This is a genomic window from Sinorhizobium fredii (assembly GCF_002944405.1).
GTDB classification, from domain to species: Bacteria; Pseudomonadota; Alphaproteobacteria; order Rhizobiales; family Rhizobiaceae; genus Sinorhizobium; species Sinorhizobium fredii_C.
Genome location: NZ_CP024307.1, coordinates 1,559,524 through 1,572,982, shown reverse-complemented (window position 1 = coordinate 1,572,982; position 13,459 = coordinate 1,559,524). Strand labels below are relative to the sequence as shown.

Below are 13,459 nucleotides of genomic sequence, written 5' to 3'. Positions count from 1 at the left end.
TTCAAGTCTTGGCGATGGCATCGAAGGCGAGCAGTTTCTCGAGGAGCCGCGGCATGTCCTTGAGCGGCACCATGTTCGGGCCATCGGAGGGAGCGTTATCCGGATCCTCATGCGTCTCGATGAAGACGCCGGCAACGCCGACGGCAACGGCGGCGCGTGCCAGGGTCTCGACGAACTCCCGCTGGCCGCCTGAGGAGCCGCCCTGCCCACCGGGCTGCTGCACCGAATGGGTGGCGTCGAACACGACCGGGGCCCCGAGCGCCGCCATGATCGGCAGCGAGCGCATGTCGGAAACGAGCGTGTTGTAGCCGAAGGATGCGCCACGCTCGCAGAGAAGGACGTTCGGGTTGCCGCTCATCGTGAATTTGGCGAGCACGTTCTTCATGTCCCAGGGCGCCAGGAACTGGCCCTTCTTGACGTTGATGGCGCGCCCGGTCTTGGCGGCCGCTACGAGAAGATCGGTCTGACGCGACAAGAAGGCCGGGATCTGCAGAATGTCGACGGTCTCGGCGACCGCGGCGCACTGCTCTTCCGTGTGGATGTCGGTCAGCACCGGGAAGCCGAATTCACGCTTGAGGTCGGCAAAGATTTCCATCGCCTTTTCAATGCCGATGCCGCGCTTGCCGGAGAGCGAGGTGCGGTTCGCCTTGTCGAAGGACGACTTGTAGACGAGGCCGAGACCGAGCGACTTGCAGAGTTCGACCAGCCTGCCGGCGATCATGAAGGCATGCTCGCGGCTTTCCATCTGACAGGGGCCGGCGATCAGCGTCAGCCGCTCCTGTTGGGAGAACACCACCTGGCCGGCACCCTCGCCGACGACGACCCTTGCATTCGTTTCCATCATCATACTCCAAATGCGAAAATCACCCCCTGCCCCGGCGCTTCCGGGACAACGAGGCGTCCGCCCATTTCTGAAAATTCAATGTCGTTCTGCGCAAACAGCGCGCGCGTCGCTTCGAGATCGGCGACGCGGAACACCACGGCACGGCCGCGCAAGCCGCGGTCGGTCGCACTGACGGAGCGGCCATAGAAGGCCTCCATCCCTGCAGGGTTCAAGACCGACAGTTTGACGCTGCCGGCCTGGATGTCCATGCCGAAGGAATGGGCCGAGACCTCGCGCTCGTCGACCGCTTCCTGCAGCAGATATTGGAAATCCGTCGGATTGGGTTCGGAAAGAACAACCTCGCCGATGCCGGTCACGCCGTTCTCGTGATTGGTGAGCGCGCCGTCGACAGGCAGGGCGCGGATCCGCTGGCAACTGAACAGGAAGAAGTCGGGCGCGCGCAGGTCGGCGGCAAATGCCAGGCGGAAGGAGCCGAGCGCCTCGCGTCCGTCCGGCAGGCGCATGGGCCGCGAGAATTCCAGCATCTCGCCGCCGGAGATGCCGCAGGACCTATAGCGGATGTGGTCGGTGGCGGCATCGGGCGTCCCGAGCACGACCGCCGAGAGACCCTCGGGCCCTTGCCGGAAACGGAACGCCTGATCGCGCGCCACAAAGGCGTTGCCTCCAAGCGCGGCGGCCTCGCACTCTTCACGCGAGGCGATGGCGAGCGGCTCGATGTATGTATCGCCGGGGAAGAAGACACAGGCGTTCTCGGTGCCGAAGGGATGGCGCGCATCTCCTGCCACGGTGAAGCCGAGATCGCCGAGGCGCCGCCTCGCCTGCCCGAGTTCCGCCACCGGCAGCACGAGATGATCGAGCGGGCGGGCGGTGCGGGTAGGCAGGTTCATGGCGATTTCCCTGGTGACCGGTTTGCCGCTGTTTGCAACTTTTGACCGATGATTGCAAGCGGCAGCGGGACAGGCGTCGAATGCAGCCACCTCACGCAAGCATGCGAGGCGCCAATAGGCGCACGGCCGGCCTTGGGGACCGGCCGCGAAATCGGGACATGCGGGGTGAAGGCTACACTAGCCGCGACTGTTCGAGCGCTGCCTCGATGAAGCTCGCAAACAGAGGATGCGGATCAAGTGGCCGGGACTTCAGCTCCGGATGGTACTGAACGCCGATGAACCAGGGATGATCCGGATATTCTACCGTCTCCGGCAGCACGCCGTCCGGTGACATGCCGGAGAACACGAGGCCGCAGGATTCCAGTCGCTCCTTGTAGTCGACATTGACCTCGTAGCGATGGCGATGGCGCTCGGAGATATCCGGAGATCCATAGATCCCGGCGATCTTCGTATCGGGCTTGAGGGCTGCACGGTAGGCACCGAGGCGCATGGTGCCGCCGAGATCGCCGGAGGCCGAGCGCTTCTCGAGCGCGTTGCCCTTCACCCATTCGGTCATCAGACCGACGACTGGCTCCTTGGTGGGGCCGAATTCGGTCGAGGATGCCTTGTCGATGCCGGCGAGATTGCGGGCGGCCTCGACCACGGCCATCTGCATGCCGAAGCAGATGCCGAAATAGGGCACCTTACGTTCGCGGGCAAAGCGCGCCGCGTTGATCTTGCCCTCCGAACCGCGTTCGCCGAAGCCGCCGGGAACCAGAATGCCGTGGACCTTCTCGAGATAGGGCGCCGGATCCTCCTTCTCGAAGACCTCGGACTCGATCCATTCGAGCTTGACCTTGACGCGATTGGCGATGCCGCCGTGATAGAGCGCCTCGATCAGCGACTTATAGGCATCCTTAAGGCCGGTATATTTGCCGACGATCGCGATCGTCACTTCGCCTTCCGGCGTGCGGATCCGGTGCGCCACATTCTCCCAGGCTTCCATGCGCGGCTTCGGCGCCGGCTCGATGCCGAAGGCGGCGAGCACTTCGTTGTCGAGGCCTTCCTTATGATAGGCGATCGGCACGTCGTAGATCGACGCCACGTCGAGCGCCTGGATGACTGCCGATTGCCGCACATTGCAGAAGAGCGACAGCTTGCGGCGCTCCGCTTCCGGGATCTCCCGATCGGCGCGAACGAGCAGAATGTCGGGGTGGATACCGAGCGCCTGCAACTCCTTGACCGAGTGCTGGGTCGGCTTGGTCTTGAGCTCGCCCGCCGCCGGAATATAGGGCATCAGCGTCAGGTGGACATAGACGGCGGTGCCGCGCGGCAGGTCGTTGCCGAGCTGGCGGATCGCCTCCATGAAGGGCATTGCCTCGATGTCGCCGACGGTGCCGCCGATTTCGCAGATGACAAAGTCGTAGTCTTCGTTGCCTTCGGTGACGAAGTTCTTGATCTCGTTGGTGACGTGCGGGATCACCTGAACCGTCGCCCCGAGATAGTCGCCGCGCCGTTCCTTGTCGATGATGTTCTTATAGATCCGGCCCGTGGTAATGTTGTCGGTCTTCGTCGCCGAGCGGCCGGTGAAACGCTCGTAGTGGCCGAGATCGAGGTCGGTTTCGGCCCCATCGTCGGTGACGAACACCTCGCCATGCTGCGTCGGGCTCATCGTGCCGGGATCGACATTGAGATACGGGTCGAGCTTGCGCAGCCTCACGCGGTAGCCACGCGCCTGCAGCAGCGCTCCGAGAGCGGCCGCAGCGATGCCTTTTCCGAGGGAGGAGACCACGCCGCCAGTGATGAATACATATCGCGCCATGGGAGTCACCGGATACCTTTTCACAAACGATTCCGCCACCGAAAAAATTCGTCTTCCCGAATTTTTCCGTTTCTCGGTGCGGCAGATTTCACACAAAACAAAACCGGCGGATGAAACATCCGCCGGCGGGTTCTTCTGAACTTCGGCCTTACTGGCCGCTCGGAACTTGCGATCCGGTATTGCCGTTGGCGCCGGGGGCCGGAGCCGGGGCGGCCGGCTGAGCAGCCGGAGTGGCGGGCCGGGCCGCGCCTTCTGCCGGAACCGCGTTGTTGGCGCCATTGCCGTTCGCCGGAGCCCCAGTGTTGCCGCCGGCTGGCGCCGTCTGGCCGCCGCCGAGCGAATCCAGCACGCCGCCGCTCGAGCTCGTGCCCGGAATACGCTCGAGAATATCGGTCGCCTGCGGCTCGTAGCGCGCCAGGATGCCCATCGCCAGCGCCAGAGCGAAGAACAGGAAGGCGAGGACCGCAGTCGTGCGGGTCAGCGCATTGGCCGTGCCGCGGGCGGACATGAAGCCCGAACCGCCGCCTATGCCGAGACCGCCACCTTCGGAGCGCTGAATGAGGACGACGCCGATCAGGGCGACGACGACCATGAGATAAACGACGAGGAGTACGGTCTGCATCAGCTTCCAGTCCTGCCCTCTTCGGGGCATTCGAATCGAACGATCGCGGCCACATCAGGGGCCGCGCCAAATTTCGCGCCTCTTTATACCAAGCCGCCGGCTATTCCAAGCCCCTGCCCGCCGTACGCGGCGGTCAGGCAGTCAATTCTTCATAGGCCCCGTAGATGGCGAGGAAGTCTTCCGCTTTCAAGCTGGCGCCGCCGATCAGCGCACCGTCGACATTGGCGACGCCCATCAATTCCTTGGCATTGGAAGGCTTGACGGAGCCGCCATAGAGGATGCGCATTTTGCCGCCCTCGGAACCGAAGCGGGAGACAAGCTCGGCACGCATGAAGGCATGCGCCTCTTCCACGTCTCCGACGGTCGGCGTCAAACCGGTGCCGATCGCCCAGACCGGCTCATAGGCGATCACCGTGCTCTCCGCCGTCGCGCCATTCGGCAGGCTGCCGGCGAGCTGGCGCTTCAGGACGTCGAGCGTCTTGCCGCCTTTGCGTTCCTCTCCCGTCTCGCCAATGCAGACGATGGCGACGAGGCCCGCCGCATGCGCGGCTTCGGTCTTCGCCCTTACCACTGCGTCGGTTTCGGCGTGATCGGTGCGGCGTTCGGAATGACCGACGATCACATGGGTGCCGAAGCAGTCGGCGATCATCTCGGCAGAAACATCGCCGGTGTGGGCGCCCGATTGCTTCTGGTGGCAGTTCTGCGCGCCGATCATCAGCGGGCTGTCGTCGCAAAGCGCAGTCGCAACGTAAAGCAGCGTCGCCGGCGGGCAGATCAACGTCTCGACCCTGGCGGAAAGCTCGCCCTTGACGCCCTCGGCCATAGCCTTGATCTGGTCCAGCGATGCACGCGTACCATTCATCTTCCAGTTGCCGGCAACGAGCGGGCGAATGTCAGGCGTCATCAGTTCTTCCTCCGGGATCAAAGCCTCTCGGGCAAGCGGCCTAGCAAATCGGTTAGGCAAATGAAAGCACCTCGCCGCAGATTCCGGCGCCATCCGGCCAATAGGTGCTGCGCGTATGAACGATCCCGGAGCGAACTTTGGACTGGAGCATTTCGAATAAAACGAAGCCTTGGGGCGTCTCACGTCAACGGCAGACAGCTGGTCAAGTCACCCAATGCTGCGCAACCGCGAGAACGGCTTCGGAACGGTAACGATCGTGCTGCACTGGACGATCGCGCTGCTCATCCTCGGCCTGATGTTCGTCGGCTTCGCCATGCGGCGAATCGAGCTCGATCCGGCGCTGCAGTTCTCGCTTTACCAATGGCACAAGTCGCTCGGCTTCACTGCCTTGGGGCTCGCGCTCTTGAGAGCCCTCTGGTGGCTGGCAGAGCGGACCCCGCAGCCCGTTCCGGGCCTCCATCCGTTTGAATATGCCGCGGCGCGCCAAACGCACAGGATACTGATCCTCCTTGGGGTCATCGTGCCGCTGGCCGGCTGGGCCGTCGCCTCCGCCTCGACACTGAACATGCCGAGCTTCTACTTCAACATCATCGTCATACCGCATCTACCGCTGCCGCACTCGGAAAGCGCCGAGGCGTTCTGGGCCCGCACTCACGCATTGCTCGCCTATGTCATGCTCGTTTTGGTGGCCATCCACGCTGTGGCGGCGCTCTATCATCAGTTCGTCCGAGGCGACGACGTGTTGATCCGCATGCTGCGCTCCGCCTCCAGCAGGAGCGATGCGGGGCCAGTCCAGGGTGGAGAAACCAACAGGCCCCTTGCGGGGAGGAATGATCCATGAGCGCTCATCGCCATCTCGCCCTGACTGCAGCCTTCGCGTTGATCGCTGCTGCTCTACCGGCCAACGCACAGGCGCCGTCGCTCGCGGATGCGGCCGGAAGCTACAGCATCTCCAACTCCTCGCGCATCCATTTCAGCATCGGGCAGACGGGCGGCGGCGGAATCGCCGGCAACTTCGCAAAGTTCTCCGGCAAGTTTCGGATAGATGGCGGCAACGTCTCGCGTTCGTCGGTCGAGTTCACGCTCTTTCCGGAGAGCGTCAGGGCCAGGGAGCGCCGCATCGAGAATTTCCTGCGGTCGAGCGCGGTCTTCGACACGGCCAATTTTCAGACCGTGACCTTCCGCTCCACAAACGTCACCCAGACCGGCCCCGGTAGCGCGACGGTAGAGGGTGCACTGACGGCGCGTGGCAAGACGCGCAAGGAACGCTTCGCCGTCACCCTGATCGACTGGGACAAGCGCTCGATTTCCTTCACCATCCGCGGCAGCATCCGCCGCTCACCCTACGGCATGGACGTCGGCACCCCCATTTATTCCAACGTGGTCGAGTTCGACATGAACATTAAGGGAGTGAGGCGTTGACCGTCGTCAGCCCTTGAAAGCAAGCGCCGTGCGCCTCCAGAAATCCGAAACGATAGCCGGATCTCGCAGCGCTTCGAGTTTTTGCCAGGACGGGAAGGAGGCCTCGAAAACCGCGGGGCTCATGCGGAAATCCGCGCTCGGATTCACCGCCCCGCCGACTTCGACGGCAATGCGGTCCAAAGCGTCGAACAGTTTTACGGTCGCTTCGCCTTGATAGGCGAAGTCCAAGGTCAGTGCGAAACCCGGCCGAGGAAAGGAAAGCAAGCCTCGCCCTTCGGCGTCCCCGAAACGGTGCACCGCAGTCAGGAAGGAGGCGTGGCCGTGTTCGCGCGCGGTCTTCAAGAGGCGAAGCGTCGTCTCCTCGGCATTCTCGGCCGGATAGACGCTTTGGTGCCGACAAGGACCCAGCGGCCCGTAGAGCCGGTGCCAGGCACCGAGCCGGTCAAGCGGATGGAAATAGGACGTCCATTTTACCGTCGAGACCATTTCACCGGGCGCTTCGCTGCGAAAGCGATATTCGTTAAGGGCCTTCACCGTCAGGGAATTCAGCGGATTGAACGGCGGGGACAGGGGCAGCGAAGGCTTTGGTCCCTTGGGGATGTCCGGATATTCGCAGGATGCGTCGGCGTGATCGGCAGCCCAGAGCACGCCCCTGCCCGTCCGCCGGCCGCCGGCCATTTGATCAATCCAGGCGACGGAATATTCATGCTCTTCGCCGACACGGTCCACCAGTGCGAAATAGTCCTCGAGACATTCGAAGCGAATGGTGTGCTGTTGGACATGCGGCGAAGGCACTTTCATCAGCCGCAGTTCGGCATCGAGGATCAGTCCAGTCAGGCCCATGCCGCCGATCGTGGCGGCAAAGAGCTCGGCGTTCTCCTCGGCGGAACAGACCAGACGTTCGCCGTCCGAGCGCAGCAGCGTCAGGCGCCGGACATGATTGCCGAAGGCGCCGCGGGCATGATGGTTTTTGCCATGAACGTCATTGGCGATGGCGCCGCCGACCGTGACGAGACCCGACCCCGGTGTCACCGGCAGGAAGAAGCGATGCGGTATGACCTTGACGAGAATGTCGCGCAGCGTGGCGCCGGCCTCGCAGGTCATCACCCCGGTCCCCGGATCGAAGGCGAGGATGCGGCCGTGCCTGGCGCCGTCGATCAACGTTCCTCGATCATTACGGCAGACATCGCCATAGCTCAGGCCGTTGCCGAAGGGCAGATAGGCCAGGGGCGCGCCCGTACCGAGCCGATCCTCGTAGTCGTCCGGCGAGATGGCGCCTTGGGGATGCTCCTGCAGCCAACGCCAGCTTTCAACCTTGTTCATGCGGAATTTCCATTAACGACCGCGAGCATTCGGCTAACGCTCAAGAATCCAGTTCAGCGCATCCCGCCAGTCGGTCATGCGCACCGGTGTCCCATGCGAACCGGTCTCAAACAGCACGAAGCGAGCGGGATAGTCCTTGCTCTTCAGCGAGCGATATAGCGCAACCTGCGCCTCGGCGGCATAGACGCTGTCATTGCTGCCATGGCTGAAGAACATCGGCAGCCTTGCCTTGTAGGCGGCACTCTCCTGAAACGCTGGGTCCGCGACCCCGCCCATCACCATCATGCCGCTCAATACCGCGGTCGCCTGCTGATCGCGCGATATGCCCCAGCAGATGAAACTGCCCATGGAAGCGCAGGCCAAGACGACCGGCCGGTTGCCGGATCGCTCGGCGGCAAAGTGGATCAGCGCCGCAATATCAGCCACGCCTGCCGCATCGAAGGAGCGCACGCTTGGCGCATAATAAGTACCGCCATTGTTGACCGCCAGATTTTTCAGCCGGTTGAAATTACCGCCGAAGGAGAAGTCGTTGGCGCCGAGGCGGCGGTCGCCGCCGCGCCCGTGAATGAAGATTACCGTGAAGGCTGCCCCACGATTCCCGCCGACGCGCGTGACGTCGAGAGAACGGCTGTCGAGGTCGAGCGTCTCGTTGGCCTGGGAACTCTTGACGCCGAGCGATAAATAGGCCCGCTTGACGCGCCGCTCCGGAATCTGATCGCGACCGTTGATATCCCTGATCTCCTGGTAGTCGATAACGCGGAAATCGCCGCCATCCTCCTCCCGCAGGATTCCGGGATAGCCGAACAATGCATCCTTGTAGGGCTGCAACGGTTTCGCCTCGGCGGCGAGGACAACGCTTGAAAGGAGCAGCGCGGCAATCAGGCACCGGACGGAGAAAACAATTGTGGACATAGACACCCGACGGGCTCCCTGGTTCGGCTCATGCCTTGCCATCGGCACCTTCGCGACGCAACACTCAAGCCGCAATTCACCGCATTGTCGGGCCTTCACATCCGCAAATTCGCCTTTTGTTCGCGCTTTCAGCAAGACTCTGGCAGAATTCCGGTGATTCGGACGCCAGGGGATGGCGACGGCGACGCGGTCTTGCTATTGCCTTGCCGATAGAGACGACAGGAACGATCTAACCACTCCATGGACGACAGCAGCGACCTCTTTTCCGCCATGCCCTTGCAGCCGAAGCCGGCCGATGCCGGCGCGCCGCGCAAGCCGACGGCGCCTGCCGCCGGCAACGATGTAGCGCGGCCCGCACCGAAGAGCAGCGATGGCAGCGATTACGACGCTTCGGCAATCGAGGTCCTCGAGGGGCTGGAACCGGTACGCCGGCGGCCGGGCATGTATATCGGCGGAACGGACGAAAAGGCACTGCACCACCTCTTTGCCGAGGTGATCGACAACTCGATGGACGAGGCGGTCGCCGGCCACGCCAACTTCATCGAAGTCAACCTCGATGCAGAAGGCTTCCTGACGGTGACCGACAACGGCCGCGGCATTCCGGTCGAAAACCACCCGAAATTCCCTAACAAGTCGACCCTCGAAGTGGTCATGACGGTGCTGCATGCCGGCGGCAAGTTCGACGGCAAGGCTTACGAGACTTCGGGCGGCCTGCATGGCGTCGGTGTTTCGGTGGTCAATGCGCTGTCGGACTCGCTCGAGGTCGAGGTGGCGCGCAACCGCAAACTCTACCGGCAGCGCTTCTCCCGCGGCATTCCGCAGGGCGGACTCGAAGAGCTCGGCGAAGTGCACAATCGCCGGGGCACCAAGGTCCGCTTCCATCCGGACCCGCAGATTTTCGGCCCGCATGCCCGCTTCGAGCCGGCGCGGCTCTTCCGCATGGCCCGCTCCAAGGCCTATCTCTTCGGCGGCGTCGAGATCCGCTGGTCCTGCGACCCATCGCTGTTGCCGGAAGGCTCGGAGACCCCGGACAGGGCAGTGTTCCACTTCCCCGGCGGTCTCAAGGACTATCTCGCGGCGACGCTCGGCAAGGAATTCACCGTCACCCGCGAGATCTTTGCCGGCAAGTCTGAAAAGGCGGGCGGCCACGGCTCGCTCGAATGGGCGGTTACCTGGTATGGCGGCGACCAGCAAATCCACTCCTACTGCAACACGATCCCGACGCCCGAAGGCGGCACGCACGAGGCGGGGCTGCGCATCGCGCTGACCAAGGGCCTGAAGAACTACGCCGAACTCACCCAGAACAAGCGGGCCGCGATCGTCACGACCGACGACGTGATGATCTCGGCAGCAGGGATGCTCTCGGTCTTCATCCGGGAGCCGGAATTCGTTGGGCAGACGAAGGACAAGCTGGCGACCGTCGAAGCCCAGCGCATCGTCGAAAATGCGCTCCGCGACCCCTTCGACCACTACCTTGCCGACAATCCGGCGGAAGCCGCAAAGCTTCTCGACTGGGTCATCGAGCGGGCCGAAGAACGCGTCCGCCGGCGCAAGGAAAAGGAAGTCAACCGCAAGACCGCGGTGCGCAAGCTGCGCCTTCCCGGCAAGCTCGCCGACTGCGCGCAGAACACGGCGGAAGGCGCAGAGCTCTTCATCGTCGAGGGTGACTCGGCCGGCGGCTCGGCCAAGCAGGCGCGCAATCGCGCCAACCAGGCGATCCTGCCCTTGCGCGGCAAGATCCTCAACGTCGCCAGCGCCGGCCGCGAGAAGCTCGGCGCCAACCAGCAGATCACCGATCTCGTCCAGGCGCTCGGCTGCGGCACGCGGTCGAAGTACCGCGAAGAGGACCTCCGCTACGAGCGCGTCATCATCATGACCGACGCGGACGTCGACGGCGCCCACATCGCCTCGCTGCTGATCACCTTCTTCTATCAGGAGATGCCGGAGCTTATCCGCAGCGGCCACCTCTATCTCGCGGTGCCGCCGCTCTACCGCTTGAGCCAGGGTTCGAAGACGCTCTATGCCCGCGACGACGCGCATCGCGAAGAACTGATGCGCACCGAATTCAACGGCCGCGGCAAGGTCGAGATCGGCCGGTTCAAGGGTTTGGGCGAGATGCTGCCGGCGCAGCTCAAGGAAACGACCATGGATCCGGCCAACCGGACCCTGCTCAAGGTCGAGATCGACGACGTCGATTTCGAGGGCACGCGCGAGGCCGTCGACAACCTGATGGGCACAAAGGCCGACGCCCGCTTCCGCTTCATCCAGGAGCGCGCCGTGTTCGCGGAGAATCTGGATATTTGAGGCGCTTGCCGGTCATTGGCGCAATGCATAGATGCCCCTCACCCTCGCCCTCTCCCCGCGCGAGGAGACTGCGCGGCATCGCCCCTTCTCCCCGCCTGCGGGGAGGGGTCGCGGCAGCGGGATGAGGCGCAACAGCCGCTCCCGCTCAAGTCGTCGTCTGCCCCACGCTTTTCTCCATGAACAGGCTAAGCGGATCGGGCAGATAGCTGCCGAAGGGCGGCCGCTCGACGTAACCGAATGATCTGTAGAGGCCGATCGCCTCCGGCTGGTAGATGCCGGTCTCCAGTCGAATCGTTGAGAGGCCCAGTTTTTCCGCCTTCGCTTCCAGCGCAGCGAGAAGCCGTTTGCCGACTTTCAGCCCCCTCGCCTCCGGATCGACGAACATCCGCTTGATCTCGGCCGTCCCGTCGCCGGCGTCCACGAGCGCGCAGCAGCCAACGATCGTGCCGTTGGATCGTGCGACAAGGAAGGACACCGACGGCTTTTCCAGGATCGAGACGTCGACCAGATGGTTGCTTTCAGCCGGATAAAGCGATGCCGCGTAGGCATCGGAGAGTTCGAGCAGGCGGACAATGGCCGGCTGGCGCGGTGGTTCCTCGGCGATGGTGATGGGGGTCATTTCAAGCCTCAACGCGGATCCTATCGATCCGTTTGATCGATGCGACGAAACTAACGGCAATGACGAACGGCGCCAATACGTCAAACGGCGCAGGAAGAGCTGCAATCAATCCGGGTGACGGGACGAAACAATTTGTTTTGTGGGGCGGCGATTTTGCCCTACTTCGGAAACAATCGAAGCTCCATAAGATAGGGGGCAACAGGCATCTGAACGGACCCAAGACATGAAAGCCGCCCTGATCGTCATGACCATTCTCGGTTGCGATGACAATGTCACGCAGTGCCACTACATCTCGACGGTGAACGGCAGCTGGCCGTCGATCGCTCAATGCGACACGGAATCGCAAAAGGAACTGCCGAAGTTTTCTAACAGGAGCTATCCGGTCGTCGTTGCCGTTTGCGAAACCTCGGGATCGGACATGACGGCGTCCACCGAACCTGCTCCCAAGATCGCCCCGCAGACCGATGCAGCGACACAGCAGGCGGCAATGCCCCCGGCGACGCCAGAGGAAAAGCCGGGCCTGCCGAAGCGCGCCCTGACATGGCTGAGCGGCGCAGTGCCGGATCGCCAAAAGCTGCAGGCGATCGTCAGCGCCCCGGTGCATTACATGGAAGACGGCTATTCCTGGGTGGCGCGCCGGTTCGGCAACTGAGACGCCGATCAGGCCGCCTGCCGCGCGGCAAGCAAGGCATAGTCCCGGGCGACTTGCCGTTGCTTGGCAAAGCCCAGTCGCTCCACGAGTTCGGCGACGGAGGCCGATGTGGAGCACGGGTTCCGGCGAAGACGTTCAAGGAGAGCGGCAAGCGATGCCGGCGCGCCCTCGCTTGTCTGGGCCTGCCAGTGGAGGACGGCTTGCGCGAAGGCTTCGCTGACGTCGCGCCCCAGCCCCGCGCTCTCGAAGAGAGCGCGGATCGAATGGACGCGCCCCCCAGAAAGGATCGAGCGCACGCGCTTTTCGGCAAGGCCGGAAAGATCCGCCATGGCCAGGACGAAGAAGTCCGTGGCGCCGCTGCAGAGGGCGCTCATCAGAAAGGCTGGGGTCAAGCGCCCAGTCTCGCGCAAATGGGCAACCATTTGCGACAGGTCGTCCGGCGACGCGATTGCCGTCATCGCGAGCGCCGTAGCGTCGCATGCCTCTCTCGTGACCCGCGCCACGCGCGCCGGGCCGATGACCGCCTGGACGAACCCGGACGCCGCGAGTGCCGCACCGATCTTCTCGGCGAGCGCATGCCGCGCGTCGCTCGGCAGGTCGGCACGGGCCAGCAACCGGTCGCGTACCGCTGCAACATGCCCGAGCCGGCAGGCGATCCTTCTGAGAGAACCCTGCAGGAGCATGGCGCCGCTATTCTCGAGGAGAATGGTAACCTCCTCCTCGTCGCCGATCTCCGCAATCGCCGCAGCAACGGAACAAGACACCGCCCCACGCGCCGCGATCAGCGCCCGCGTCTCCGCCGTGCCGCGCGCGGCAAGATCGACGAGATCCGCATCGGTAAGCACCGGCGAACGCGCGATTGCCGCGAAGGCGATTTCGGGCTGATCCTCCGCGAGCGCCCTGACGATGGCTCGCGGCGCCGATGGGCAATCGGCGAGCGCCTCGACCAGCGCCAATCGCACCTTCGGCGAAGGATCGTCCAACAGGAAGGTCATCGCCATTTCCGCGGCATGCCGATCGAGGCCGTTCATCTCGGCTTGAGCATAGGATCGCCCGAGCGCATTGGCAGCGCGTGCGCGGTCGCTGGTTCTCGCCGTTTCCACCCAGCGAAGAAATGCTTGTATGATCACCTATGCCCCACTAGACACCCGACAGCCCCAATGTCCGAA

14 protein-coding genes are annotated in these 13,459 nt (G+C 63.6%); 5 read left to right on the top strand and 9 right to left on the bottom strand.

Annotated elements, in window-relative coordinates; translation table 11 throughout:
- Position 1 precedes the first annotated feature (1 nt).
- From kdsA to NXT3_RS07655, 3 genes are all read right to left on the bottom strand, one after another.
- Positions 2-844 carry a 3-deoxy-8-phosphooctulonate synthase gene (kdsA, locus tag NXT3_RS07665; protein ID WP_176536522.1) on the bottom strand — a complete coding sequence of 281 codons (843 nt, stop codon included), beginning with the start codon at positions 842-844 and terminating at the stop codon, positions 2-4.
- Positions 844-1,731 (bottom strand): VOC family protein, encoded by an 888-nt coding sequence (locus NXT3_RS07660; protein WP_037423152.1) that lies wholly within the window; start codon positions 1,729-1,731, stop codon positions 844-846. Before NXT3_RS07660 ends, kdsA begins: the two co-directional genes overlap by 1 nt.
- Before the next feature lie 172 nt (positions 1,732-1,903).
- Positions 1,904-3,541: a CTP synthase gene (locus tag NXT3_RS07655; RefSeq protein WP_162109154.1), complete on the bottom strand. Its 1,638-nt coding sequence runs from the start codon at positions 3,539-3,541 to the stop codon at positions 1,904-1,906.
- Between NXT3_RS07655 and NXT3_RS31920 the strand changes: the two genes are divergently transcribed.
- Entirely contained in the window at positions 3,513-3,671 is a 159-nt protein-coding gene (locus NXT3_RS31920) for a hypothetical protein (protein WP_162109152.1), read from the top strand. The genes NXT3_RS07655 and NXT3_RS31920 overlap by 29 nt on opposite strands.
- Positions 3,672-3,680: 9 nt before the next feature.
- On the opposite strand, the gene secG is transcribed toward NXT3_RS31920, so the two are convergent.
- A complete protein-coding gene (gene secG, locus NXT3_RS07650) occupies positions 3,681-4,154 on the bottom strand; it encodes a preprotein translocase subunit SecG (RefSeq protein ID WP_104839044.1) in 474 nt (157 codons plus the stop codon).
- Between the two features lie 133 nt (positions 4,155-4,287).
- Entirely contained in the window at positions 4,288-5,058 is a 771-nt protein-coding gene (gene tpiA / locus NXT3_RS07645; RefSeq protein ID WP_104839043.1) for a triose-phosphate isomerase, read from the bottom strand.
- A gap of 214 nt (positions 5,059-5,272) precedes the next feature.
- Here tpiA and NXT3_RS07640 point away from each other — a divergent pair, with 214 nt between their 5' ends.
- Together NXT3_RS07640 and NXT3_RS07635 are read left to right on the top strand one after the other, a co-directional pair.
- Positions 5,273-5,899 carry a cytochrome b gene (locus NXT3_RS07640; protein WP_104839042.1) on the top strand — a complete coding sequence of 209 codons (627 nt, stop codon included), beginning with the start codon at positions 5,273-5,275 and terminating at the stop codon, positions 5,897-5,899.
- Positions 5,896-6,480: a YceI family protein gene (locus NXT3_RS07635; RefSeq protein ID WP_037423164.1), complete on the top strand. Its 585-nt coding sequence runs from the start codon at positions 5,896-5,898 to the stop codon at positions 6,478-6,480. Before NXT3_RS07640 ends, NXT3_RS07635 begins: the two co-directional genes overlap by 4 nt.
- 6 nt (positions 6,481-6,486) lie before the next feature.
- Here NXT3_RS07635 and NXT3_RS07630 read toward each other — a convergent pair whose 3' ends face one another.
- The gene (locus NXT3_RS07630) at positions 6,487-7,803 is read right to left on the bottom strand and encodes an FAD-binding oxidoreductase (protein ID WP_097526858.1); all 1,317 of its coding nucleotides are present in this window, start codon (positions 7,801-7,803) and stop codon (positions 6,487-6,489) included.
- Positions 7,804-7,836: 33 nt separating this feature from the next.
- Positions 7,837-8,757 carry an alpha/beta hydrolase gene (locus tag NXT3_RS07625; protein ID WP_097526859.1) on the bottom strand — a complete coding sequence of 307 codons (921 nt, stop codon included), beginning with the start codon at positions 8,755-8,757 and terminating at the stop codon, positions 7,837-7,839.
- Positions 8,758-8,955: 198 nt separating this feature from the next.
- Here NXT3_RS07625 and parE point away from each other — a divergent pair, with 198 nt between their 5' ends.
- Positions 8,956-11,019: a DNA topoisomerase IV subunit B gene (gene parE, locus NXT3_RS07620; RefSeq protein ID WP_037423167.1), complete on the top strand. Its 2,064-nt coding sequence runs from the start codon at positions 8,956-8,958 to the stop codon at positions 11,017-11,019.
- Positions 11,020-11,164: 145 nt separating this feature from the next.
- Here parE and NXT3_RS07615 read toward each other — a convergent pair whose 3' ends face one another.
- Positions 11,165-11,638 carry a GNAT family N-acetyltransferase gene (locus NXT3_RS07615; protein ID WP_104839041.1) on the bottom strand — a complete coding sequence of 158 codons (474 nt, stop codon included), beginning with the start codon at positions 11,636-11,638 and terminating at the stop codon, positions 11,165-11,167.
- 223 nt (positions 11,639-11,861) lie between these two features.
- Between NXT3_RS07615 and NXT3_RS07610 the strand changes: the two genes are divergently transcribed.
- The gene (locus NXT3_RS07610) at positions 11,862-12,290 is read left to right on the top strand and encodes a hypothetical protein (RefSeq protein WP_037423173.1); all 429 of its coding nucleotides are present in this window, start codon (positions 11,862-11,864) and stop codon (positions 12,288-12,290) included.
- Between the two features lie 8 nt (positions 12,291-12,298).
- Here NXT3_RS07610 and NXT3_RS07605 read toward each other — a convergent pair whose 3' ends face one another.
- Positions 12,299-13,420: a DUF2336 domain-containing protein gene (locus NXT3_RS07605; RefSeq protein WP_104839040.1), complete on the bottom strand. Its 1,122-nt coding sequence runs from the start codon at positions 13,418-13,420 to the stop codon at positions 12,299-12,301.
- Positions 13,421-13,459: the final 39 nt, after the last annotated feature.

Bases quoted from the DNA above. Each gene is read 5' to 3' on its own strand.
- kdsA (WP_176536522.1), bottom strand. From the start codon at position 844: ATGATGGAAACGAATGCAAGGGTCGTCGTCGGCGAGGGTGCCGGCCAG.
- NXT3_RS07660 (WP_037423152.1), bottom strand. From the start codon at position 1,731: ATGAACCTGCCTACCCGCACCGCCCGCCCGCTCGATCATCTCGTGCTG.
- NXT3_RS31920 (WP_162109152.1), top strand. From the start codon at position 3,513: ATGAATACATATCGCGCCATGGGAGTCACCGGATACCTTTTCACAAAC.
- secG (WP_104839044.1), bottom strand. From the start codon at position 4,154: ATGCAGACCGTACTCCTCGTCGTTTATCTCATGGTCGTCGTCGCCCTG.
- tpiA (WP_104839043.1), bottom strand. From the start codon at position 5,058: ATGACGCCTGACATTCGCCCGCTCGTTGCCGGCAACTGGAAGATGAAT.
- NXT3_RS07640 (WP_104839042.1), top strand. From the start codon at position 5,273: ATGCTGCGCAACCGCGAGAACGGCTTCGGAACGGTAACGATCGTGCTG.
- NXT3_RS07635 (WP_037423164.1), top strand. From the start codon at position 5,896: ATGAGCGCTCATCGCCATCTCGCCCTGACTGCAGCCTTCGCGTTGATC.
- NXT3_RS07630 (WP_097526858.1), bottom strand. From the start codon at position 7,803: ATGAACAAGGTTGAAAGCTGGCGTTGGCTGCAGGAGCATCCCCAAGGC.
- NXT3_RS07625 (WP_097526859.1), bottom strand. From the start codon at position 8,757: ATGGCAAGGCATGAGCCGAACCAGGGAGCCCGTCGGGTGTCTATGTCC.
- parE (WP_037423167.1), top strand. From the start codon at position 8,956: ATGGACGACAGCAGCGACCTCTTTTCCGCCATGCCCTTGCAGCCGAAG.
- NXT3_RS07615 (WP_104839041.1), bottom strand. From the start codon at position 11,638: ATGACCCCCATCACCATCGCCGAGGAACCACCGCGCCAGCCGGCCATT.
- NXT3_RS07610 (WP_037423173.1), top strand. From the start codon at position 11,862: ATGAAAGCCGCCCTGATCGTCATGACCATTCTCGGTTGCGATGACAAT.